The organism is Burkholderia cepacia GG4 (genome assembly GCF_000292915.1).
GTDB classification, from domain to species: Bacteria; Pseudomonadota; Gammaproteobacteria; order Burkholderiales; family Burkholderiaceae; genus Burkholderia; species Burkholderia cepacia_D.
Genome location: NC_018513.1, coordinates 2,871,111 through 2,893,725, shown reverse-complemented (window position 1 = coordinate 2,893,725; position 22,615 = coordinate 2,871,111). Strand labels below are relative to the sequence as shown.

Below are 22,615 nucleotides of genomic sequence, written 5' to 3'. Positions count from 1 at the left end.
CCGATCGATGGCACGCAAGGGCATCATTCTCGCCGGCGGTTCCGGCACGCGTCTGTATCCGATCACGCATGTCGTGTCGAAGCAGCTGCTGCCGGTGTACGACAAGCCGATGATTTACTACCCGTTGTCGACGCTGATGATCGCGGGAATCCGCGACGTCCTGATCATCTCGACCCCGCAGGATACGCCGCGCTTCGAAGCCATGCTCGGCGACGGCAGTCAGTGGGGGATGAATATCCAGTATGCGGTGCAGCCGTCACCGGATGGCCTCGCGCAGGCGTTCGTGATCGGCCGGGATTTCGTCGGCAACGATCCGTCGGCGCTGATCCTCGGCGACAACATCTTCTACGGGCACGACCTTGCGAAGCAGCTCGAGCGCGCGTATGCCACCGAGGCCGGGGCGACGGTGTTTGCCTACCACGTGCAGGATCCCGAGCGTTATGGTGTCGTCGAATTCGACGCGTCGTTCCGTGCCGTGTCGATCGAGGAGAAGCCCGCGAAGCCGCGTTCGAACTATGCGGTCACGGGGCTGTATTTCTACGACAACCAGGTGTGCGACATCGCGGCCGACATCAAGCCGTCGGCGCGCGGCGAACTGGAAATTACCGACATCAATTCGCGATATCTCACGGACGGTGCGCTGAACGTCGAGATCATGGGGCGCGGCTATGCGTGGCTCGATACGGGTACCCACGATTCGCTGATCGAAGCGGCGAGCTTTATCGCGACGCTGCAGAAGCGGCAGGGGCTCGTCGTCGCATGCCCCGAGGAGATTGCGTACCGCAGGCACTGGATCGACGCGGAACAGGTGCTGAAGCTGGCGCAGCCGCTGTCGAAGAACGCATACGGGCAGTACCTCAGGAACCTTCTCACGAACCAGGTCGCATGGCTATCCAAGTAACGGCAACGGCGCTGCCCGAAGTCAAGCTCATCGAGCCGAAGGTGTTCGGCGACGCGCGCGGCTATTTCTACGAAAGCTTCAATGCCCGCGAGTTTGCGGAGCAGGTGGAGCCGGGCATCGCGTTCGTGCAGGACAATCACTCGCGTTCGTCGAAGGGCGTGCTGCGCGGGTTGCACTATCAAATCCGGCACGCTCAGGGCAAGCTCGTGCGCGTGGTGGAAGGCGAGGTGTTCGATGTCGCGGTCGACGTCCGCCAGCACTCGCCGAATTTCGGTAAATGGGTCGGCTTCGTGCTGTCGGCCGAAAACCATCGGCAGCTATGGATCCCGCCCGGCTTTGCGCATGGTTTCGTCGTCCTGTCCGAGGCCGCGCAGTTCCTGTACAAGACGACCGATTACTGGTTTCCCGAGCATGAGCGCTGCATCGTCTGGGACGATCCGGAAATCGGGATCGAGTGGCCGATCGATGTGGCACCGATATTGGCGCCGAAGGATGCGGCTGGCAAGCGCCTGACCGAGGCCGACGTCTATGCGTGAGGGCGGCGTGCATCCTGAACCGACGATCCTCGTGACGGGCGTGAACGGCCAGGTCGGATTCGAATTGCTGCGCGCGCTGCAGGGGCTCGGACGCGTGGTGCCGTGCGACAGGTCGATGCTGGATCTGACCGATCTTGATCGCGTACGTGCGTTGGTGCGGGACGTGAGGCCGTCGCTGATCGTGAACCCGGCCGCGTACACGGCGGTTGACAAGGCCGAGACCGACGTCGACGCCGCGCGGCGCATGAATGCAGACGTGCCGCGCATCTTCGCCGAGGAGATGGCGCGTACCGGCGGTGCGCTGATTCACTATTCGACCGATTACGTGTTCGACGGCACGAAGACGGGTGCGTATACGGAAACCGACGCGACGAATCCCGTGAACGCTTACGGCGCGACGAAGCTTGAAGGCGAGCAGGCGATCGCGGCGACAGGTTGCGCGCACCTGATTCTACGGACGAGCTGGGTGTACGGGCGGCGCGGCAAGAACTTCCTGCTGACGATGCTGAAACTCGGCAGCGAGCGGCCGGAGCTGCGGGTCGTCGCGGATCAGGTCGGCGCACCGACCTGGGCGCGGACGATCGCCGTCGTCACCTCGCACATCGTCGCGCAGCAAGCCGCCGCGGATGATGTCGCCGATTGGTGGGCGAAGCGTTCCGGCGTTTATCACCTCACATCGTCCGGCGCGACGTCGTGGCATGGCTTCGCGGAAGCGATCCTGGGCATCGCGATGGGCGAGCTTGCACCGAAGGTGCTGCCGATTCCGGCGAGCGAATATCCGGTTCCGGCGAAGCGCCCGGCGAATTCGCGGATGGCGCTCGACAAGCTGAGCCGGACGTTCGGCGTGACGATGCCGGCCTGGGACGATGCACTGCGGCTGTGCCTGGGTGAGTAAGGGGCGTCGGCTATAATTCTGTCCGAACTAAGTTGGCCTAAGCGGCTGATTTTTTTGCTGACGGACTGTTGAATCAAAAGGCGAAAGGCGGTGAAAGCCTTCCTTTCGCGGTTGGAAAATCAAATCTGGAGTGAAAGTGATATTGATCCCCGTCATCCTGTCTGGTGGCGCAGGCACGCGACTTTGGCCGGTCTCCCGCGAAGGGCATCCCAAGCCGTTCATGAAGCTTGCCGACGGCGAGAGCTTGCTCTTGAAAACCTATCGCCGCGCGGCAGCCGTGGTCGGCAGTGATGCGGGGGGGCAGCACCGGGAGATTTTGACGGTCACCAACCGCGACTACTACTTCATGAGCAAGGACGAGTTCGCGAGCGTGAAGCTCGGCGAATCGCTGTCCGGCGCATTCATGCTCGAACCCGCCGGTCGCAACACGGCACCTGCGGTCGCAATGGCGGCCCATCACGTCGCGGAAAAGTACGGGCGCGATGCGCTGATGCTGATTCTCGCGGCCGATCATCTGGTTCAGGATCAGCAGGGATTTGCCGCTGCCGTTGCGAGTGCCGTCGAACTGGCGCAACAGGACAAGCTGGTGACGTTCGGCATCGTGCCGACCCGCCCGGACACCGGCTTCGGTTACATCGAGGCAGGGGCGGCGATCGGCGCAGGCCGGGCGGCACTGCGCTTCGTCGAAAAGCCGGATGCCGACAAGGCGGCCGAATATCTTGCCGCGGGCAACTATCTCTGGAATTCCGGGATGTTCTGCTTCAAGGCGGGCGTCATTCTGGACGAAATGGCCCGCTATGCGCCGGACGTCGCGACGGCAGCCGACGCGTGCTGGTCGGCGCTGAAGGCGAACAACCCGTCGGCGCAGATGCTCGAGATTCCTTCGGAGTCTTTCGAAAAGATGCCCGACATCTCCATCGACTACGCAGTGATGGAGCGTTCGAAGAACGTGGCGGTCGTGCCGTCCAGTTTCGGGTGGAGCGATATCGGTTCCTGGGGCGCGATTCGTGATCTGGTTTCCCCGGACGCGGACAGCAACCGCGCCATCGGCGAAGCCATCTTCATCGACAGCCGGAATACCTATGTGCAGAGCCAGGACCGCGTGGTCGCGGCCGTGGGTGTCGCTGATCTGATGATTATCGATACGCCGGATGCGCTCCTGGTCGCGCATCCCGATTGCGCGCAGGACGTGAAGCAGGTCGTGGCTCGCCTGAAGAAACAGAATCACGACGCATACAAGTTGCATCGCACCGTCAGTCGCCCCTGGGGGACGTACACGGTGCTCGAAGAGGGGCCGCGCTTCAAGATCAAGCGCATCGAGGTCAAGCCGGGTGCCAGCCTGAGTCTGCAGATGCACCATCACCGCAGCGAGCACTGGATCGTCGTGTCCGGCATGGCCAAGGTCGTGAACGGAGATCAGGAGATCTTCGTGCGTACCAATGAGTCCACCTACATTCCCGCCGGTCACAAGCACCGGCTCGAGAACCCGGGCGTGCTGGATCTCGTGATGATCGAGGTGCAAAGCGGCGAGTATCTCGGGGAAGACGACATCGTTCGCTTCCAGGACGTTTACGGGCGGGCGTGATGCTAGGGATGTTGAGAGTCCTTTGGGCCTATCGCGGTTTCATCCTGGGTAGCGTCAAGCGGGAATTCCAGTCCAAGTACCGCAATTCCCTGCTCGGCGCGGCGTGGACCGTGCTCAATCCGCTCGCGATGATCGTCGTCTACACGGTGATCTTTTCGCGCGTCATGCATGCTCGCCTGCCCGGCGTGGACAGCACCTTTGCGTACAGCATTCACTTGTGTGCCGGCGTGTTGCCGTGGGGCATGTTTGTCGAAATCGTCAGCAACGGCCAGAACACCTTCGTCAACAACGCGAACCTGCTCAAGAAGCTGAGCTTTCCGCGGTTGTGTCTGCCGATCATCGTGGTGATCAATGCGCTGGTCAATTTCGCGATCGTGTTCGGGCTGTTCACCGTGTTCCTGGTGATGACGGGCAATTTCCCCGGTTTGACCTATTTCGCCATCGTTCCCGTGTTGACCCTGATGACGTTGTTTGCCATCGGTCTGGGCATCACGCTCGGGGTGTTGAACGTGTTCTTCCGCGACGTGGGGCAGTTCTTCGGGATCGTGCTGAATTTCTGGTTCTGGCTGACGCCGGTCGTCTATGCAGCCAACATCTTGTCGATGTCTGCACAACAGGCATTGCGCTTCAACCCGATGGCACCGGTGATCGAAGCGTTCCAGGTCACGATGGTGCAACACGTCTGGCCGAACTGGTCGGCGCTGGTGTATCCGCTCGTATTGAGCATCGTGCTGTGTCTCGCCGGCTTCAGTTTGTTCCGCAAGCATGCGGGTGAAATGGTGGATGAACTCTGATGGGTACCATTACCGTTACCAATCTTGGTAAGGCATACAAACAGTATCCAACGCGGTGGTCGCGTCTTCTCGAGTGGCTGGACCCGCGCGGCAAGCCGCATCACACGCTGCACTGGGTGCAGCGTGACGTCAGTTTCTCGGTTCGCTCCGGCGAGGCGCTGGGTATTGTCGGCATCAACGGTGCCGGCAAAAGCACGCTGTTGAAAATGATCGTCGGCACCACGCAGCCGACCGTCGGCAGCGTGACGCGGACCGGCCAGATCGCCGCATTGCTCGAGCTGGGAATGGGGTTCCATCCGGACTTCACCGGGCGCCAGAACGTGATGATGGCGGGGCAGCTGCTCGGTTACAGCGTCGAAGAGATTGTCGCGTTGATGCCGGCAATCGAGGCGTTCGCTGAAATCGGAGAATACATCGACCAGCCGGTGCGCGTGTACTCGAGCGGGATGCAGGTGCGTCTCGCGTTCAGTGTCGCGACGGCTCGTCGTCCGGACATCCTGATCGTCGACGAGGCGCTGTCGGTCGGCGACGCCTATTTCCAGCACAAGAGTTTCGATCGCATCCGGGAGTTTCGCAAGCAGGGCACGACGTTGTTGATCGTCGCGCACGACAAGGCTGCGATTCAGGCCATCTGCGATCGCGCGATCCTGCTGAATGCCGGCAGGCTGGAGATGGAAGGACCGCCCGAGGCGGTCATGGATTACTACAACGCGATGCTGGCGGACCATCAGGACCAGGAGGTTCGTCAGGAGGTGCTCGAGAGCGGCAAGGTCCAGACCATTTCCGGTACGGGTGAAGTCACGATCGACAAGGTCGCGCTGCTGAATCGAGACGGCAGGCCAATCGACGTCGCTCAAGTCGGGCAGCCGGTGACGCTGCGGATCTCTGCCGACTGTCGTGCGTCCGTGCAGGACCTGGTCATGGGTTTCATGATCAAGGACCGACTGGGGCAGACGGTCTTCGGTACCAACACGCACAATCTCAAGTCCGACATCGGCGATGTGGCTGCCGGGGCGAATGCGACGGTCGATTTCGAATTCCTGGCGAATATCGGCCCGGGCAGTTATTCGGTTGCCGTGGCGTTGCATACCGGCAGTACGCACATGCAGAACAATTTCGAGTGGAGGGATCACGCCCTGACATTCAATATGGTGAACGGCAACGTGAGCGAATTCGTCGGAATTACGTGGATGCCGACACAGGCGAAGGTGGTGTCGTGAGCGAGAATTTCTACCGGGCGTTCGAAGAACGCTATTACGCGCCCCGGGACCTCATCAAAAGCATCCGCAGGCAGTATTTGCCGTTCGTCGAGCCGCTGGCATCGATCTATCCGGGCGGCGGCACGTTCGACATTGGCTGTGGTCGGGGCGAGTGGCTGGAACTGATGTCGGAGCAAGGGTTGACGCCTTTCGGCGTGGACCTGGACGCCGGCATGCTGCAAGCCTGCGAGGAGCGTGGCCTGCCCGCGACGCAGGGCGACGCGGTGGCCTATCTGCAGACGCTGGAATCGGACAGCCAGGTCGTCGTGTCGGCTTTCCATGTCGTCGAACACATCAGCTTCGAGCAGTTGCAGAGTGTCGTTGCGGAGGCATTGCGGGTATTGCGGCCTGGCGGCTTGCTGATCCTCGAGACGCCGAATCCGGAAAATATCGCGGTCGCGACCAACAACTTCTATCTGGATCCCACGCATCAGAAGCCGATTCCGTCGCTGCTGCTGTCGTTCGTGGTCGAGCACGGCGGATTCGAGACGGTGAAGACGCTCCGGCTGCAGGAATCGCCGGCGTTGCGTCATCCCGATCAGTCGGTGTCGCTGCTGGACGTGATACGTGGCGCGAGCCCCGACTATGCGGTCATCGCGCAGAAGGCTGCCGCTCCGGAAATCAAGGCGAAGTTCGCTCAGGTGTTCGCAGCCGAGTATGGTTTGTCGCTGGAGCAACTGGCAGGCCGTTACGAGGCACGAACCGAATCCGCGCGGCTCCGGATGGAAAAAGCCGAGGCGGGAGTCGAGCGGATCGACGAACGGGTTCGTGTGATCAGCGAGCAACTGCAACTGGCCCAGGAGCGGCTTCAGTCCGTCGAGGCAGATGTGAATGCCGGGCAACGGCAGGTGACCGAAGACCGGCTCAAGCTCGCAGAGGGGCGCTGCCGGCATGCGGACGAGTTGCGCCAGCATGCGGAGAATCAGCTTGGCGCCATGGAGGCGCGGGCTCAGCACGCGGAAGCGCAGGCCCGGCAGGCGAATGACCTGTTGCATGCCGTGCTGCACAGCACGTCCTGGCGGGTGTCGAAGCCGGTGCGTATGGTGGGCGCTCCGCTGCGCAGATTGACCTCTGCAATCCGCGACCGCAGATTGCTGTCCGGGATCAAGTCGCGCATCAAGGGCGTGCTCAAGGTCGGGGCGGCTGAAGTCGCGAAGCGGCCGGCATTGAAGCGTGCGGCTCTCAGGTTGGTGAGGATGAGTCCGGCACTGGACCGTCGCTTGCGCGCCGTCGTGACACAGTCGCCGAGCGCTGCAGTCGGCTCTCCTCTGTCGCAACGCGATTTGCCGGAGTCGGTCCGTGAAGTGCTCGACGAGCTCCGGGCTGCGGCGCGTGCGTCCGAGTCCCGGTGACGCTGCGCGTAACCGAATAGATGGAACTGCCGGCACGCGAATCGCGTGCCGGCAACAATGCCAAGTGCTGCTTTGGAAATAACGTCCCCCATGCATAAACCCCAGCCCGCTAACGCGATCAGACCTCGAATCCTGGTGGTTGGCGACATCATGCTTGATCGCTACGTCATTGGTGGCGTCTCTCGCATTTCTCCTGAGGCGCCGGTTCCCGTTCTGGCGGTTGGTCGCGAAGAGAATCGGCCCGGTGGTGCTGCGAACGTGGCAGCCAACGTCAGTGCCATGGGCGGCGACGCAACACTGCTGGCGGTGGTCGGTCACGACAGCGCGTCGATCGAGCTTCAGAAGTGCTTGCAGGAGTACGGTGTACGGACCCTGTTCGTGTCCGACCCCGAGGGCGGCACGACGCAGAAGACGCGCTTGATGGCGGGTGTGCAGCAGATCGCCCGCGTCGATCGCGACGTGCGGCCGACGGCGCGCACCCAGGCGCTGCTGCTCGAAGAATTCAGGCGCGTCGCATCCGAGCATGACCTGATCGTGCTTTCCGACTACGCGAAGGGTACGCTGGACCACCTGCCGGAATTCCTGGCGGTCGCCGCTGCCTTGAATGTTCCGACACTGGTCGATCCGAAACGGACCGACCCCGCGTTCTATCGCGGCGCCACGTTGCTCAAGCCGAACAATTCCGAATTCATCGGGCTGTTCGGCAACTACACGTCCGACGATGAACTGCTGGAGCGGGCACAGCAGGTGTTGGCTGAACTGAACTTGCGGCATCTCGTCGTGACCCGTGGCTCGAAGGGCATGGTCTACGTAAGCAAGGACGGCCAGCCGGGCAGCATTCCCACGCACGCGCGGGATGTCTTCGATGTGTCGGGCGCCGGCGATACCGTACTCTCGGCACTCGCACTGGCGCTGGCCCGCGGTACGTCAGTATCCGAGGCGGTGCATATCGCCAATGTGGCTGCAGGCATCGCTGTCTCTCATTCCGGCACCTATGTGGTCAGCGCGGATGAAGTTCGCGATCAACTGTATCCGTCACGCCAGCATGCCCCCAAGCTGGTGGATGAGGAAACCCTCGGGAAGCTATTGCTGACGCATCGGCAGCGCGGGGAATCCATCGTATTCACCAACGGCTGCTTCGACACGCTGAATCCTGGCCATATCCGCTTCCTCAACGAGGCGCGTGCGCAGGGCGACATTCTGGTGGTGGGGCTCAATTCCGATGCGTCGGTGCACGCGCTCAACGGTTCCGGGCACCCAGGCAATCCCTTTGCCTATCGCGCCGAAGTGCTGGCTGGCCTGGCGGCAGTGGATTACGTGGTGGCGTTCGATGCGCCGACACCGTTGCAATTGATCGAGTCCGTCGAGCCCGACGTCCTGGTGCAGGGCAGCGACGAAGAAGTGCAGGACATCGTCGGCCATGACGCGGTAAGTGCGCGGGGAGGCCGCGTGGTCGCGCTCGCACTCGGCGATGGCGACTCGACCACCCGTGTCGTTCAGCAGATCAGCGCGGTGCGTGATCAATGACCGTGTTTGCCGTAGAACAGGCGCGTGGCCTGCGCGCGTTGTGCGATGCCCGGCCGCGATGGGCTGTTTCCATCAGCACGCCCCGACGTGTTGTTGCGCCGGATCGTTCCGGGGTCGCGACGGCCTGGTCGGCGTCGGTCGCTCAAGTAAAGTAGGACAACCATGCGAATCGTTATTGACATGCAGGGAGCGCAAACCGAGAGCCGCTTCCGGGGCATCGGGCGTTATTCCCTTTCATTGGCGCAGGCCATTGCCCGCAATGCGGGAAACCATGAAATCTACCTGGCGCTCAGTGGACTTTTCCCTGAGACCATCGGACCGATCCGTCAGGCATTTCGAGGGCTGGTGCCGCAGGAGCGGATTCGGGTCTGGCAGGCGCCGGGGCCGATGCGCTGGATCGACGCGCAAAATGCGTCGCGTCGCGCCATTGCCGAACGCGTGCGCGAGGCGTTTCTGGAAACGCTCGATCCCGATCTCGTGCTGGTCACCAGTCTGTTCGAGGGATTGGGCGACGATGCCGTCATCAGCATCGGGGCATTGGGTGAACCGCTGCCGACCGCGGTCATACTGTACGACCTGATTCCGCTGATCAACCCGGACGAGCAATACCGGACGAACCCCGTTTATCGTGGCTATTATGCCGACCGCATCGAAAACCTTAAGCGGGCACGCCATCTTCTCGCGATCTCGGATAGTGCCCGGCAGGAGGCATTGGGTGCATTGCCCTTCGCGCCCGAGAAGGTGACCAATGTGTCGGGCGCGTGCGATGAAATGTTTACCCGCGTCGTGCCCGATGCAGACTCGCTGGCGACCCTGAAGCGGCGCCTGGGGGTGACGAGGCCATTCATCATGTACACGGGGGGAGCCGATGCGCGCAAGAACCTCCCGCGGCTGATCGAGGCGTTTGCCCAGCTGCCTGACACGTCGCGCCAACACCACCAGCTGCTGTTTGTCGGTCGCATGCCGCAGTCGGAAGTGAGCGCGCTTCGTGCACATGCGCAACGCGCCGGCCTGCGCGCCGACGAGCTGTTGTTCAGCGATTACATCTCCGATGACGAGCTGCTGGCTTTGTTCAGTACCTGCAGCCTGTTTGTCTTCCCGTCCCTGCACGAAGGCTTCGGTTTGCCGCCGCTGGAAGCGATGGCATGCGGCGCCGTGGTGATCGCTGCCGACGCCGCCAGCCTTCCGGAGGTCATGGGCAGCCCCGAGTCGTTGTTCGATCCGCAGTCGGTCCCGTCCATCAGCGCCAAGATGCATCAGGCGCTGACCGACGAGGGCCTGCGTGCGCGGTTGCTGGAGAACGCCAGGACCCAGGCTCAGGCATTCTCGTGGGATCGCAGCGCCAAGCTCGTGCTGGAGGCCATCGCGCCCTTCGAGCGACCGCGTGAGTCGCGCGCGGTGCGCGCCGTGACCTTCGAGCGCACCACGCTGTTCGAGCCGAAAATCAAACGGATCCTGCTGCTGAAGCTGGATCACATGGGCGATCTGCTGCTGGCGGTGCCGGCCATTTCCCGTCTGCGCGCCCGATACCCGAAGGCCAGTATCGATGTCGTGGTGGGTAGCTGGAACCAGGCGTTGGCTCAAACCCTGCCATTCTTTGATCGGGTGTTGACGCTCGACTACTTCAAGCGCAAATCGTCGCTGCAGGCAGAGCTGTCCGATGGTTCGTTGGCCGAATTCGTGAAGGAGCTGGGTTTCTACGACCTGGCGATCGATTTGAGGCGACAGCCTGATACGCGGTTCGTCCTCGCACAAGTCGAGGCGGGGCTCAAGGTCGGCTATGGCTGCCTCAATCCCGCCATCGATGCGAAGCTCGACATCGCACTGCCCACGTACCAGGACCTGCCGTTCGTGGAAACGCCGCTGAATCGCATGTCGATCAGCGAGCAGATGCTCGCGCTGGTCGACGCACTGCCGGCTCATCCGTCCGACTATGTGGTGTTGCCGCCGATCGCGACCCCGCTGCAGCAGCATACGCGTGCGGTTGCGCTGTTTCCCTACGCGGGTGGCGATGCCAAGGAATGGCCGGTTGCGCGATTCCACGAGTTGGCACGCCGGCTGGCCGCGGATTCCGCGGTGGAGCTCGTCAGCGTGTTCTTTGCCAGCGAAAAGGAAGCCCAGCGTTTCAGCTTCGACGGCATTGAAAAAGTGGTGATTCAAGCGGGGCTCAGCATCCCCGAACTGATGCGGCATCTCGCCGGCCACCAGCTATGCGTCGCCAACAATTCCGGCGGCGCGCACATGGCGGCCTATCTGGGCGTGACGGCGCTCGGGGTCTACGGCGGGCTGGAAACCGCGCACGAATGGGCACCGGTGTTCGGCAACAGCTATGTCTTGCATAATGAGGCAGCGTGCTCGCCCTGCCACATTCCTGCGCGACGCGATTGCCCGCACAACTTTTTCTGTCTCGATGACATCACGGTGGACGAGGTGTTTGCCCGCTGCCGGGAACTGCTTGCTCAGAACGGTGGGGCGCTGCCGACGGCACCGTCACGTCCGAGCATCAAGTCGACGCGCAAGAAGCTGTTCCAGGCCCTCGCGCCGTTGGTACGTCAATGCAACGAAGACGAACTGAGTCGAGTGGCGCAGGGCATTGCGCTCAGCTTGCCCACGCGCACGCGCCGTGCGCTCTTTGTCGACGTATCGGAGCTGGTCAGCCATGACGCCCGGACCGGCATTCAACGGGTCGTGCGGAGTATCCTGAGCGAACTGCTCAAGGATCCACCGAAGGATTTCGAGGTGTGGCCGGTCTACGCAACGCACGACCGAACGGGTTACTTCTACGCGAAACGTCTGCGGTCGCGATTCATGGGGCAGGGCGACCCTGGGTCGGTGCAGGAAGATCCCATTGATTTCCAGGCAGGCGATGTCTTTTTGGGGCTGGATCTGAACCCGTACGGCATCGGCGTCCAGGAAGCGTTTCTCGATGAAATGTCGCGTCAGGGCGTTCGCATCCAGTTTGTGGTGTACGACCTCCTGTGCGTGCAGATGCCCAGCTACTTTGCGCCGGGGAGCGAGGAGCTGTTCACGAAATGGCTGAACACGATCTCCCGTTATGACGGCGTCGTGTGCGGCTCCCGGACGGTGTCGGAGGAATTCACGCAGTGGTTGCACCAGCATCATCCCCAGCGCCAGGACGCGCTCGAGGTGGGCTGGTTCCATTACGGCGCGGATGTACAGAATTCGCGACCGAGCACCGGCATGCCGAGCGACGCGCCCCGTATACTCAAGGCGCTGCGCGCGGCCCCCAGCTTCTTGATGGTGGGGACGGTCGAGCCGCGCAAGGGACACGCCCAGGCGCTGGCGGCTTTCGAGCAGCTCTGGCAGCAAGGTACGGCGGTCAATCTGGTGATCGTCGGCAAATCCGGGTGGCTGGTCGAGAAGCTGGTCGCCCGTCTGCGGGCGCATCCCGAGCTTGGAAAACGACTATTCTGGCTGGAGAGCATCAGCGATGAATACCTGGATCAGGTCTATGGCGCTTGTAGCTGTCTGCTGGCGGCTTCGGAAGGCGAAGGCTTCGGGTTGCCGCTGATCGAGGCGGGTCGCAAGCATCTGCCGATACTGGCGCGGGATTTGCCGGTGTTCCGTGAGGTGGCGCTGGACCATGCGCATTATTTCCACGGCACCAGCGGCGAAGCGTTGGCGCAGGCCGTGACACACTGGCTCACGCTGTATCGGCAAGGCGCACACCCGAAGTCAGAGGGAATGCCCACGCTGACCTGGGAAGCCTCTGTCCAGCAATTGCTGGGCAGCGTACTGCCGACGCACCAGGTCATCCAGGCCGTCACCCGCATGGAAGTCCCTGCGGAGACCGAGTGACATTGCCGTCAATCATCCGATCAAGATTTTGCAAGAGAACTTAAGATGAATTCTCAAACTATGAAAGTTTCCATCATTACCGGTATCACCGGCCAAGACGGCGCCTATCTCGCCCAGCTCCTGCTCGAGAAGGGCTATCAGGTGTATGGCACCTATCGCCGCACCAGCTCGGTGAACTTCTGGCGTATCGAAGAGCTCGGCATCGCCAAGCACCCGAACCTGCACCTGATCGAATACGATCTGACGGACCTGTCGTCGAGCATCCGCCTGCTGCAGACGACCGGCGCCACGGAGGTCTACAACCTCGCCGCGCAGAGCTTCGTCGGCGTGTCGTTCGACCAGCCGGTCACCACGGCGGAAATTACCGGCATCGGTCCGCTGAACCTGCTCGAGGCGATCCGCATCGTCAATCCGAAGATCCGCTTCTACCAGGCGAGCACGTCCGAAATGTTCGGCAAGGTGCAGGCCATCCCCCAGATCGAGTCGACGCCGTTCTATCCGCGCAGCCCGTATGGCGTGGCCAAGCTGTATGCGCACTGGATGACGGTGAACTACCGCGAAAGCTACGATATCTTCGGCTGCAGCGGGATCCTGTTCAATCACGAATCGCCGCTGCGCGGCCGCGAGTTCGTCACGCGCAAGATCACGGACTCCGTCGCGAAGATCAAGCTTGGTCAGCTCGACGTGCTCGAACTGGGCAACATGGACGCGAAGCGCGACTGGGGTTTCGCGAAGGAATATGTGGAAGGCATGTGGCGCATGCTGCAGGTCGACGAGCCGGACACCTACGTGCTGGCCACGAATCGCACCGAAACCGTCCGCGATTTCGTCCGCATGGCGTTCAAGGCGACCGGTGTCGACCTCGAGTTCAAGGGCAGCGACGTGAATGAAATTGGCGTCGATGTCGCGACCGGCAAGACGGTGGTGCGCGTCAATCCGAAGTTCCATCGCCCGGCCGAAGTCGACCTGCTGATCGGCAACCCGGAGAAGGCGAAGCAGCAACTGGGCTGGGAGCCGACGACGACGCTCGAGCAGCTGTGCGCCATGATGGTTGAAGCGGATTTGCGTCGCAATGAACTCGGCTTCTCGTTCTGACGCGCCGCGCGCCCTGGTGACAGGGCTCGGCGGCTTTACCGGCGACTTCCTGGCGCAGTCGTTGCGCGCGGCCGGCTATCGCGTGTTCGGCACGACGCACGGTGCCGAAACGACGGGGCCCGATATGTATCGGGTGGACCTGTGCGACCGCGCGGCGCTCGCACAGGTCGTCGCCGACGTGCAGCCGGACGTGGTCGCGCATCTCGCCGCGATCGCGTTCGTCGCGCACGGTGACGCCGAGGCGATCTACCGCACCAACGTGGTCGGCACGCGCAACCTGCTCGACGCGCTCGCGTCGCTGGAGCGTCGTCCGCGGGCGGTGCTGCTGGCGAGCAGTGCCAACATCTACGGCAACGCGGCGGTGGAAGTCATCGACGAATCGGTTGAGCCCAACCCGGCGAACGATTACGCGGTGAGCAAGCTGGCCATGGAGTACATGGCGCGCCTCTGGCGCGACAAGTTGCCCATCGTCGTCGCGCGTCCGTTCAACTACACGGGTGTCGGGCAGTCGCCGCAGTTCCTGCTACCGAAGATCGTCAGCCATTTCCAGCGCGGCGAGCGCGTGATCGAACTCGGCAATATCGACGTCGAGCGCGATTTCTCCGACGTGCGCCGCGTGGTGGATGCCTATCGGCGCTTGCTGGAGCTCGCACCGGCCGGCGGGGTGTTCAACGTGTGCTCCGGCCGCGCGGTGTCGCTGAAGGCGGTGATCGCGATGATGGAGCAGATTGCCGGCTACGCGATCGAAGTGCGCGTCAATCCGGCTTTCGTGCGCGCGAATGAAGTGCACCGGTTGCAGGGCGACTGTACGCGGCTGCAGGCCGCCATTGGCCCGCTCGAGGACATTCCGCTGGAAAGTACGCTGCGCTGGATGTTTGGCGGAGGGCGTGGGTGAAGGTCGGTTTCGGCACGACGGCTCTCGCGCGGAGCCGAGCGCATGGCGGCGTCGACGGTATCGGTTCGTATACGCGCGAATTGGGGCAGGCGCTGATCGCGCGGGGGGGGATCGACCTGGTCCCCGCCGGCTTTGGCGCGACCGTCGGCGACGACGTATTTCCGGGCGCCCGCCCGGCGATCAACCTCGGCCGGCATGAGGTCGCGACGGTGCTGGGCGCCGTGACGCCGTGGTCCGCCATCGACGAGAAGGCGCTGCGCGCGGAACGCCTGGATGTGTTTCATGCGACGGATCACCTGATTCCGAAGCTGTCGTCGACACCGGTCATCGCGACGCTGATGGACGCGATTCCATTGTCGCATCCGGAGTGGACGACGATCCGGCTGGCGGCGCTGCGGCGTTGGCTGCTGCGTCGCTCAGGCACCTGGGCCGACCATGTGATCACGATCTCCGATTACTCGAAACAGGAAATCGTCGAGCACTTCGGTATTGCACCGGAGCGGATCTCGGTGGTTCCGCTGGGTGTCCATCCCCGGTTCTTCGAGCGGGTCGAGCCCGCCGAGCGCGAGGCGGTACTGAAGCGCCTCGGCTTGCCGGCGCAATTCTTCCTGTGCGTCGGGACCCTGCAGCCGCGGAAGAACCTCGAGCGCGTGCTCGACGCCCATGCGAGCTTGCCGGCCAATCTGCGCCGCGAGATCCCGCTGGTGATCGTCGGCCGGGCAGGGTGGGGCTGCGAGCAACTCGTTGCACGCTTGCGCGCGGACGAGAGCGGCAGCGTTCGCTGGCTCGAGTATCTGCCCGACCTTGAGGTGCGCGCGCTGCTGCAGTCGGCAAGTGCGCTCGTGTTCGCGTCGCTGTGCGAGGGTTTCGGGTTGCCCGTCGTGGAAGCTTTTGCGTCGGGCCTGCCGGTCGTGGCCTCCAGCACGACGTCGGTTCCCGAAGTCGCGGGCGACGCGGCGATCCTGGTCGATCCCGCTCGCAGCGGCGACATCGCCGACGGCATGAGAATGATCGTCGAGCAGCCGGGCAAAGCCGACGTGCTTCGCGCGGCCGGACTGGCACGGGCGCGCGCGCTGAATTGGCCAGCTTGCGCGGAGAAGACGCTGGCCGTCTACGCAGCCGTCCTGCGCGGAACACGTCGTTAATGAATCAATTCGCTTCGAGGAGCACCGCGTGAAGTTGGGGGTGGACATCACCTGGATGGTGGGCAACTACCGCGGCATGGGGCGCTTCGCCCGACAACTGGTGGCGCCGGTCGGCGAGTCCGTGCTGGGTTTCGCGCCAAGCGGGGTGAGCGCCGACGATTGGCCGTGCGTCAGCAAAGGGCGCGGTTTCTTCCCGTGGTGGGAGCAGGTCGAGTTGCCGCGGTTGTGCCGCGAGCAGAAGCCCGACTATCTGCTGTGCCCGTACAACACCGGGCCGCTGCGCTCCACGGGCAACACGCGGCTGATCGCGGTCATTTACGATCTGATCTACCTGCAGCCGTGGAGCGTGCTGCCGCCGGCGAGGTCGCTGTATCAGACCGCCGGGCGCGTGTACCGTCGGCATGTGGTGCCGCGGCTGGCGCGCCGGGCCGACGTCGTGCTGACCATCTCGCGGTTTACGCAGCGGGAACTGGTCGACACGTTCGGGCTCAACGAGGCCGACGTGCACGTCATCCCGTGCATGATTTCGGACGACTGGTTCGACGCGCCGGTGAGCCCGGCGGCGCGCCGGCCGTACCTGTTCACGGTCGCGGGCGAGGTGCCGAGCAAGAACGTCGATCGCCTCCTGCAGGCGTTCGCGATCGCGCGGCCGGCGCTCGGCGCTGACGCTACGCTGAGGATCGCGGGGATCAAGTCCGACCATCACGCGCATTTTCTCGGGCGGGCGGCAGCGCTCGGGCTCGCGGGGGCGGTCGAGTTGCTCGGCTACATTTCGCGGGACGAACTGCGCGAGCAGTACCGGCACGCGCGCGCGTTCATCTTTGCTTCGCTGTTCGAAGGGTTCGGCATTCCGCTGCTGGAGGCGATGGCGTCGGGTACGCCCGTTGCGTGCAGCAACACGACGTCGATGCCCGAGGTGGTCGGCGACTGCGGCCTGCAATTCGATCCTTTCTCGGTGGACGAGATGGCGGAGCAGATTCGCCGGGTATGGAACGACGGCGCACGATTCGACGTTGCCATCGGCGACGGTGTGGCCCGCGCTCGGTCCTTCTCGGAGTCGGCCGTGCGTCCGTTGATTCAGGATTTCTGGGCGCATCTACCATGAATCAGGACAAGAACAAGAAGAAGCTGCTGGTGCTGACGCCACGGTTTCCGTATCCGGTGATCGGCGGCGACAAGCTGCGGATCTACCATCTGTGCCGTGTGCTGTCCCGTCATTACTCGCTGACGCTGCTCAGCATGTGCGAGACCGAAGAGGAGATGCACGCGTCGCTGCCGGACGATGGCGTATTCGACCGGGTCGAACGCGTGTTTCTGTCCCGCCGGCGCTCGTACGTGAATACGCTGCTCGCCTTGCCGACCCGCACGCCGCTGCAGGTGGCGTATTACCGCAGTCGCGCGTTTGCGGCGGCGGTGGCGCGCTTGCTGCCGTCGCACGACGGCGCATTCGTGCATCTCGTGCGCTGCGCAGAGTATGTGCGCAAGTCGGACAAGCCGCGCATCCTGGAGATGACCGATGCGATCTCGCTCAACTACAGCCGGGTGAAGCAGCTGAAGAACGCCCGCGGACTGAAGTCGCGCGTGTTCGGCATCGAGGCGAAGCGCCTGCTCGATTACGAGCGCACGATCGTCAACGATTTCGACCTGTCGGTGCTGGTCTCCCGGACCGACCGCGACTACCTGTTTCCGGATGCGTCCGCGGCGAAGGTGATGGTGTGCTCGAACGGCGTGGATCTGTCAGGCCTGCCGTACACGTCGCGCAGCATGGCGAGCCGGGTCCTGATCTTCATCGGCGACATGCGCACGGTCCAGAACCAGGACATGTGTCACTTTTTCGCGGAGGCCGTACTGCCGTTGCTGCGCAAGCGTGCCGACTATCGCTTCCGGATCGTCGGGTCCATCGCGCCCGCGCTGGCGGAACGATTTCGCGCGTATGACGGCGTCGACGTGACCGGCCGGGTCGAGTCGGTCGCGCAAGCCGCATCCGATGGCGCAATCGGCGTGTGCCCGATGCGCATCGGCGCAGGCGTCCAGAACAAGATCCTCGAGTACATGGCGCTGGGGCTGCCGGTGGTCACGACGTCGCTGGGCCACGAGGGCCTCGGCGCGGAAAGCGGCCGCGATCTGCTGATTGCGGATACGCCGGAACAATTCGTCGATCGTATCGAGCAGCTCGTCGCCGACGAGGCCGGGGCGGTCGAGATGACGGCGCACGCGCGCGCCTTCGTCGAGCACGAGCACGGGTGGGAGCGGATGCTCGCGCCGCTCGTCGACAAGGTGGGGGCGTTGCTGGCCTGAGCGGCGGCACGTCCGGCGCGCGTGGCGCCAGAGGCCACGGACGTGGGGCGCATGGCTTGGTTGCTGCCGATCGGCAAGGTTACAATGGCCGCGCATCGATGCGGCACCCTCGGCACGCGTGTGCCGATGGCGGTCGGCCGGGATCGGGCAACGGTGAAGCCACCGTCCGGCAAGCAGGACAAGCCGCGCCACGCGACGTTTTCATCTGATTCGGAACCCGAACATCACTTTGCCTTTCCATCCGGTTGCATCCGGCAGCACATGCGTTGATGCACCGCCCGATGCCTGTCGCGCGGCGCCGATCGATGACGGCGCCGTCGCTCGACGTGCTTCCCGTCTTCGAGATCCCGACGTGCTTGTCTCTGCCTCCCTTTCAGTTCCCCCGTGCCGGGCCTCTGCGCTTCGACACGCGCTGCTTGCCCGCGCCGTGGGCGGGTTCGCGCCGCTGCACCAAGCCGTCAGCCGACCACGCAGGAGGGCGCGATGACCCATCTCGTCGTCACCGGCGCCAACGGCTTCGTCGGCCGAGCGGTCTGCCGTCGCGCATTGCAGGCCGGGCACACCGTCACCGCGCTGGTACGGCGACCGGGCGGCTGCATCGACGGCGTGCGCGAATGGGTGCACGGCACCGCCGATTTCGATGGCCTGGACGAAGCGTGGCCGGCCGACCTGGCCGCCGATTGCGTGATCCATCTCGCCGCCCGCGTGCACGTGATGCGCGACGAGTCGCCCGATCCCGACGCTGCGTTCGACGCCACCAACGTCGTCGGCACCCTGCGTCTCGCCAAGGCCGCGCGCCATCACGGCGTGCGCCGCATCGTGTTCGCGAGCAGCATCAAGGCGGTAGGCGAGGGCGACGACGGTGTGCCGCTGTCGGAAGCCTTCGTACCCGATCCGCAGGATGCATACGGCCGCTCGAAGCTGCGCGCGGAGCGGCAACTCGCGCAGTTCGGTGCGTCGGCAGGGCTCGACGTCGTCGTCGTTCGTCCGCCGCTCGTTTATGGTCCGGCCGTCCGCGCCAACTTCTTGCGGATGATGGATGCGGTCGCCCGCGGGGTGCCGTTGCCGCTCGGCGCCGTTGCGGCGCGCCGCAGCATCGTCTACGTCGAAAACCTCGCGGATGCGCTGCTGCGCTGCGCACTCGACCCGCGCGCGGCCGGTGAGTGCTTTCATGTCGCCGACGACGACGCGCCGTCGGTCGCGGGCCTGCTGCGTCTCGTTGGCGACGCGCTCGGCAAGCCGGCGCGGCTGATCGCGGTGCCGCCGGCGCTGCTGCGTGTGCTCGGGAAGCTGACCGGCCGCCGTGCGGCCATCGACCGCCTGACCGGCAGCCTGCAGCTCGATACCGGCCGGATCGGGCGCGTGCTCGGCTGGCATCCGCCCTATACGACCCGCCAGGGCCTCGAAGCGACTGCCGCATGGTATCGTTCGCGCGATACACAACAATAATCGACATGCACCTCCCGATCTCCACATGGCATGCCGCGGCCATGGTGGCGCTGGTCGCCGCCATCGCATCGACGGCGATCCTGCGCATGCTGCTCGCGACCGGTCTCGCATGGCGTCTCGCCACCGATATTCCGAACGATCGTTCGCTCCATACGCTGCCGACGCCGCGCGTCGGCGGCTGGGGGATCGTGCCGGTCTGCGTGGTCGCGCTGCTGGCGCTTGCGCCGGCGTTGTGGCTGATGGCCGTCGCCGCGGCGGGGCTGGCCGCGATGTCGCAGATCGACGACCGGCGCGGGCTGCCGGCCCGCGTGCGGTTCTCGGCACACCTCGCGGCAGTGGTTGCATTGATCGTCGTCTTTCCGGCCGATGCGCCGTGGTGGCTGCTCGTCGGCGTCGGCTTCGTGATGGTCTGGCTGACGAACCTGTACAACTTCATGGACGGCGCCGATGGCCTCGCGGGCGGCATGGCGCTGTTTGGCTTCGGGGCATACGCGATCGCGGCGCTGACCGGGGCGCATCCGTCCCCGGATCTCGTCGTGGCAGGCGCGGCCGTGGCCGGTGCGGCGTTCGGCTTCCTGTTGCTCAACTTTCATCCGGCTCGCCTGTTTCTCGGCGACGCAGGCTCGATTCCGCTGGGATTCCTGGCCGGCGCGGTCGGCTACTGGGGATGGCGTGCCGACGCCTGGCCGATCTGGTTTCCGGCGCTCGTGTTCGCTCCCTTTATCGCTGACGCATCTGTAACACTTCTGAGACGTTTGTTACGCGGTAAAAAGTTCTGGCAAGCGCACCGGGAGCATTATTATCAAAGGATGGTCCGCTCGGGGGTAGGTCACCGTCGGACTGCTCTTTATTGGTACCTCATCATGCTCGCAGGCATAATCGTCGCCGTGTGGGCAAAGGGCCGCCCCGAACAGCAGCAGTGGCTGTTGTTTTTCGCATGGTATGGCGTCCTCGCATGTATCGGGTTGGTGATCGACGTGCGTTGGCGCCGGTTTCAGTCGGCCGCCGAAAACAACTCTTGAGGTTTCCTGCCGATGTTGCGATCCAAAGCATCGTGGCTGTCACTGAGTGCTTTCCTGTTCGACCTGACGGCGGTTGTCGCCTCGTGGTTGTTCGCTTATCTCGTTCGTTTCAACGGCAGCGTTCCGTCTGATTTCCTGGGCGGCGCGGTGACCGCGCTCGTCTGGACGCTGCCGGTCTACGCGCTGATGTTCCATGTGTTCGGCTTGTACCGCGGCCTGTGGGTGTTCGCGAGCCTGCCCGACCTGATGCGCATCTCGAAGGCGGTCGGCGGCGGCGGCGTGATCGTGATGATCGGGGCCGTGATGTTCCAGCCGTCGCCGATCATTCCGCGCTCGGTGCTGCTGGTATCGCCGCTGATGCTGTTCCTGCTGATGGGCGGCGCCCGTGCGCTTTACCGTGCCACGAAGGAGTTCTACCTGTACGGCGGTCTCGTCGGCCAGGGCAAGCCGGTGCTGGTCCTCGGCGCCGGCACGGCCGGCGCGAGCCTCGCGCGCGAACTGTCCCGTTCGGGCGAGTGGCGCCTCGTCGGCCTGCTGGACGACGACGTCACCAAGCAGGGCCGCGAGATCTACGGCTACAAGGTGCTCGGCTCGTTCAACGACCTGAAGCACTGGACCGACGCGATGAAGGTCGAATACGCGATCATCGCGATTCCGTCGGCGACCGTCGAGACGCAGCGCCGCGTCGCGACGCTGTGCGTGCGCGCCGGTATCAAGGCGATGGTGCTGCCGTCGCTGACCGCGCTGATGCCGGGGCAGGGGTTCCTGTCGCAGGTGCGCAATATCGACCTCGAGGACTTGCTGGGGCGCGATGCCGTGACGATCGACACGCCGCACGTCGAGGCGCTGCTGCGCGGCCGCGTCGTGATGGTGACGGGCGCGGGCGGTTCGATCGGCTCCGAACTGTGCCGGCAAATCCTCCGTTTCGCGCCGGCGCAGCTCGTCGCGTTCGATCTGTCCGAATACGCGATGTACCGGCTCGCCGAGGAGTTGAGGGAGCGTTTCCCCGATCAACCCGTCCTCCCGATCATCGGCGACGCGAAGGATTCGCTGCTGCTCGACCAGGTGATGTCGCGCTATGCGCCGCACATCGTGTTCCATGCGGCCGCATACAAGCACGTGCCGTTGATGGAAGAGCACAACGCGTGGCAGGCGCTGCGCAACAACGTGCTCGGCACCTATCGGGTCGCGCGCGCGGCGATTCGCCACGGCGTCCGTCATTTCGTGCTGATCTCGACCGACAAGGCCGTCAACCCGACCAACGTGATGGGCGCGAGCAAGCGTCTCGCCGAGATGGCGTGCCAGGCGTTGCAGCAGACGAGCGGCGGCACGCAGTTCGAGACGGTGCGGTTCGGCAACGTCCTCGGCAGCGCGGGCAGCGTGATCCCGAAGTTCCAGCAGCAGATCGCGAAGGGCGGCCCGGTGACGGTCACGCATCCCGAGATCACGCGGTTCTTCATGACGATTCCGGAAGCCTCGCAACTCGTGCTGCAGGCGTCGAGCATGGGGCACGGTGGCGAGATCTTCATTCTCGACATGGGCGAGCCGGTCAAGATCGTCGATCTCGCGCGAGACCTGATCCGTCTGTACGGCTTTTCGGAAGGGCAGATCCGGATCGAGTTCACGGGGCTGCGGCCTGGCGAGAAACTCTACGAGGAACTGCTCGCGGACGACGAGACGACGACGCGCACGCCGCACCCCAAACTGCGGATCGCGCGTGCGCGGGAAGTGCCGGATCACTTGCTCGACGAATTGCTGCCGTGGCTGATGCAGAACCGTGTGCTGAGCGACGACGAAGTCCGGCGCGATCTGCGACGCTGGGTGCCGGAATACCAGTCGACGGTTGCGCCCGTGCTGCAGAGTGTGCCGGACGTGCGGGCGGCATCGAACGAGTGAGTGTCACTGTCGCGATGCGTGTGCCGGTCGTGCCCCCAAAAAAGCGCCCATGAGGCGCTTTTTTCGTTTCGGGCACCGGATCGCACCGGTATCGGCTTCGGCATTCACGCGGCGCGATCGTGCCGAGCGACACGTCGATCGTTCGGT

18 protein-coding genes are annotated in these 22,615 nt (G+C 64.1%); all 18 read left to right on the top strand.

Going from position 1 to position 22,615, the window contains the following annotated elements:
- The first annotated feature begins 7 nt into the window (after nt 1-7).
- The 18 genes from rfbA (at nt 8) to GEM_RS13130 (ending at nt 22,468) form a co-directional block, all read left to right on the top strand.
- Nucleotides 8-901, top strand: a complete 894-nt coding sequence (gene rfbA, locus GEM_RS13210; RefSeq protein ID WP_014897892.1) for a glucose-1-phosphate thymidylyltransferase RfbA — start codon at nt 8-10, stop codon at nt 899-901.
- Nucleotides 886-1,437: a dTDP-4-dehydrorhamnose 3,5-epimerase gene (gene rfbC / locus GEM_RS13205; RefSeq protein WP_014897891.1), complete on the top strand. Its 552-nt coding sequence runs from the start codon at nt 886-888 to the stop codon at nt 1,435-1,437. Before rfbA ends, rfbC begins: the two co-directional genes overlap by 16 nt.
- On the top strand, nt 1,430-2,332 hold the full coding sequence (rfbD, locus tag GEM_RS13200; RefSeq protein ID WP_014897890.1) for a dTDP-4-dehydrorhamnose reductase: 903 nt from the start codon (nt 1,430-1,432) through the stop codon (nt 2,330-2,332). The genes rfbC and rfbD overlap by 8 nt, the downstream gene beginning before the upstream one ends.
- Nucleotides 2,333-2,471: 139 nt before the next feature.
- A complete protein-coding gene (locus tag GEM_RS13195; RefSeq protein WP_041490689.1) occupies nt 2,472-3,917 on the top strand; it encodes a mannose-1-phosphate guanylyltransferase/mannose-6-phosphate isomerase in 1,446 nt (481 codons plus the stop codon).
- Complete coding sequence (locus GEM_RS13190; protein ID WP_014897888.1) at nt 3,917-4,711, top strand: ABC transporter permease; 795 nt, start codon at nt 3,917-3,919, stop codon at nt 4,709-4,711. Before GEM_RS13195 ends, GEM_RS13190 begins: the two co-directional genes overlap by 1 nt.
- On the top strand, nt 4,711-5,931 hold the full coding sequence (locus tag GEM_RS13185; RefSeq protein WP_014897887.1) for an ABC transporter ATP-binding protein: 1,221 nt from the start codon (nt 4,711-4,713) through the stop codon (nt 5,929-5,931). The genes GEM_RS13190 and GEM_RS13185 overlap by 1 nt, the downstream gene beginning before the upstream one ends.
- Nucleotides 5,928-7,322 (top strand): class I SAM-dependent methyltransferase, encoded by a 1,395-nt coding sequence (locus tag GEM_RS13180; protein ID WP_014897886.1) that lies wholly within the window; start codon nt 5,928-5,930, stop codon nt 7,320-7,322. The genes GEM_RS13185 and GEM_RS13180 overlap by 4 nt, the downstream gene beginning before the upstream one ends.
- Before the next feature lie 90 nt (nt 7,323-7,412).
- A complete protein-coding gene (gene rfaE1 / locus GEM_RS13175) occupies nt 7,413-8,849 on the top strand; it encodes a D-glycero-beta-D-manno-heptose-7-phosphate kinase (protein ID WP_051137980.1) in 1,437 nt (478 codons plus the stop codon).
- Between the two features lie 162 nt (nt 8,850-9,011).
- Complete coding sequence (locus GEM_RS13170; protein ID WP_014897884.1) at nt 9,012-12,668, top strand: glycosyltransferase; 3,657 nt, start codon at nt 9,012-9,014, stop codon at nt 12,666-12,668.
- Nucleotides 12,669-12,728: 60 nt separating this feature from the next.
- Entirely contained in the window at nt 12,729-13,763 is a 1,035-nt protein-coding gene (gmd, locus tag GEM_RS13165; RefSeq protein ID WP_039323899.1) for a GDP-mannose 4,6-dehydratase, read from the top strand.
- Nucleotides 13,741-14,658, top strand: a complete 918-nt coding sequence (locus GEM_RS13160) for an NAD-dependent epimerase/dehydratase family protein (RefSeq protein ID WP_014897882.1) — start codon at nt 13,741-13,743, stop codon at nt 14,656-14,658. Before gmd ends, GEM_RS13160 begins: the two co-directional genes overlap by 23 nt.
- Entirely contained in the window at nt 14,655-15,803 is a 1,149-nt protein-coding gene (locus GEM_RS13155) for a glycosyltransferase family 4 protein (protein ID WP_014897881.1), read from the top strand. Before GEM_RS13160 ends, GEM_RS13155 begins: the two co-directional genes overlap by 4 nt.
- Nucleotides 15,804-15,858: 55 nt before the next feature.
- Complete coding sequence (locus tag GEM_RS13150) at nt 15,859-16,908, top strand: glycosyltransferase family 4 protein (protein ID WP_272148355.1); 1,050 nt, start codon at nt 15,859-15,861, stop codon at nt 16,906-16,908.
- Entirely contained in the window at nt 16,905-18,101 is a 1,197-nt protein-coding gene (locus GEM_RS13145) for a glycosyltransferase (RefSeq protein WP_014897879.1), read from the top strand. Before GEM_RS13150 ends, GEM_RS13145 begins: the two co-directional genes overlap by 4 nt.
- A gap of 51 nt (nt 18,102-18,152) precedes the next feature.
- The gene (locus GEM_RS31260; protein WP_014897878.1) at nt 18,153-18,371 is read left to right on the top strand and encodes a hypothetical protein; all 219 of its coding nucleotides are present in this window, start codon (nt 18,153-18,155) and stop codon (nt 18,369-18,371) included.
- A gap of 213 nt (nt 18,372-18,584) precedes the next feature.
- Complete coding sequence (locus GEM_RS13140) at nt 18,585-19,550, top strand: UDP-glucose 4-epimerase family protein (RefSeq protein ID WP_014897877.1); 966 nt, start codon at nt 18,585-18,587, stop codon at nt 19,548-19,550.
- A gap of 5 nt (nt 19,551-19,555) precedes the next feature.
- Nucleotides 19,556-20,572, top strand: coding sequence for an MraY family glycosyltransferase (locus GEM_RS13135; RefSeq protein ID WP_039323886.1), 1,017 nt, complete (start codon nt 19,556-19,558; stop codon nt 20,570-20,572).
- A gap of 12 nt (nt 20,573-20,584) precedes the next feature.
- Nucleotides 20,585-22,468 (top strand): polysaccharide biosynthesis protein, encoded by a 1,884-nt coding sequence (locus GEM_RS13130; protein ID WP_014897875.1) that lies wholly within the window; start codon nt 20,585-20,587, stop codon nt 22,466-22,468.
- The last annotated feature ends 147 nt before the right edge of the window (nt 22,469-22,615 follow it).

What these genes read in the sequence shown, in the direction of transcription:
- rfbA (WP_014897892.1), top strand. Translation starts at nt 8, where the DNA reads ATGGCACGCAAGGGCATCATTCTCGCCGGCGGTTCCGGCACGCGTCTG.
- rfbC (WP_014897891.1), top strand. Translation starts at nt 886, where the DNA reads ATGGCTATCCAAGTAACGGCAACGGCGCTGCCCGAAGTCAAGCTCATC.
- rfbD (WP_014897890.1), top strand. Translation starts at nt 1,430, where the DNA reads ATGCGTGAGGGCGGCGTGCATCCTGAACCGACGATCCTCGTGACGGGC.
- GEM_RS13190 (WP_014897888.1), top strand. Translation starts at nt 3,917, where the DNA reads ATGCTAGGGATGTTGAGAGTCCTTTGGGCCTATCGCGGTTTCATCCTG.
- GEM_RS13185 (WP_014897887.1), top strand. Translation starts at nt 4,711, where the DNA reads ATGGGTACCATTACCGTTACCAATCTTGGTAAGGCATACAAACAGTAT.
- rfaE1 (WP_051137980.1), top strand. Translation starts at nt 7,413, where the DNA reads ATGCATAAACCCCAGCCCGCTAACGCGATCAGACCTCGAATCCTGGTG.
- GEM_RS13170 (WP_014897884.1), top strand. Translation starts at nt 9,012, where the DNA reads ATGCGAATCGTTATTGACATGCAGGGAGCGCAAACCGAGAGCCGCTTC.
- gmd (WP_039323899.1), top strand. Translation starts at nt 12,729, where the DNA reads ATGAAAGTTTCCATCATTACCGGTATCACCGGCCAAGACGGCGCCTAT.
- GEM_RS13160 (WP_014897882.1), top strand. Translation starts at nt 13,741, where the DNA reads ATGAACTCGGCTTCTCGTTCTGACGCGCCGCGCGCCCTGGTGACAGGG.
- GEM_RS13150 (WP_272148355.1), top strand. Translation starts at nt 15,859, where the DNA reads ATGGTGGGCAACTACCGCGGCATGGGGCGCTTCGCCCGACAACTGGTG.
- GEM_RS13145 (WP_014897879.1), top strand. Translation starts at nt 16,905, where the DNA reads ATGAATCAGGACAAGAACAAGAAGAAGCTGCTGGTGCTGACGCCACGG.
- GEM_RS31260 (WP_014897878.1), top strand. Translation starts at nt 18,153, where the DNA reads ATGGCTTGGTTGCTGCCGATCGGCAAGGTTACAATGGCCGCGCATCGA.
- GEM_RS13140 (WP_014897877.1), top strand. Translation starts at nt 18,585, where the DNA reads ATGACCCATCTCGTCGTCACCGGCGCCAACGGCTTCGTCGGCCGAGCG.
- GEM_RS13135 (WP_039323886.1), top strand. Translation starts at nt 19,556, where the DNA reads ATGCACCTCCCGATCTCCACATGGCATGCCGCGGCCATGGTGGCGCTG.
- GEM_RS13130 (WP_014897875.1), top strand. Translation starts at nt 20,585, where the DNA reads ATGTTGCGATCCAAAGCATCGTGGCTGTCACTGAGTGCTTTCCTGTTC.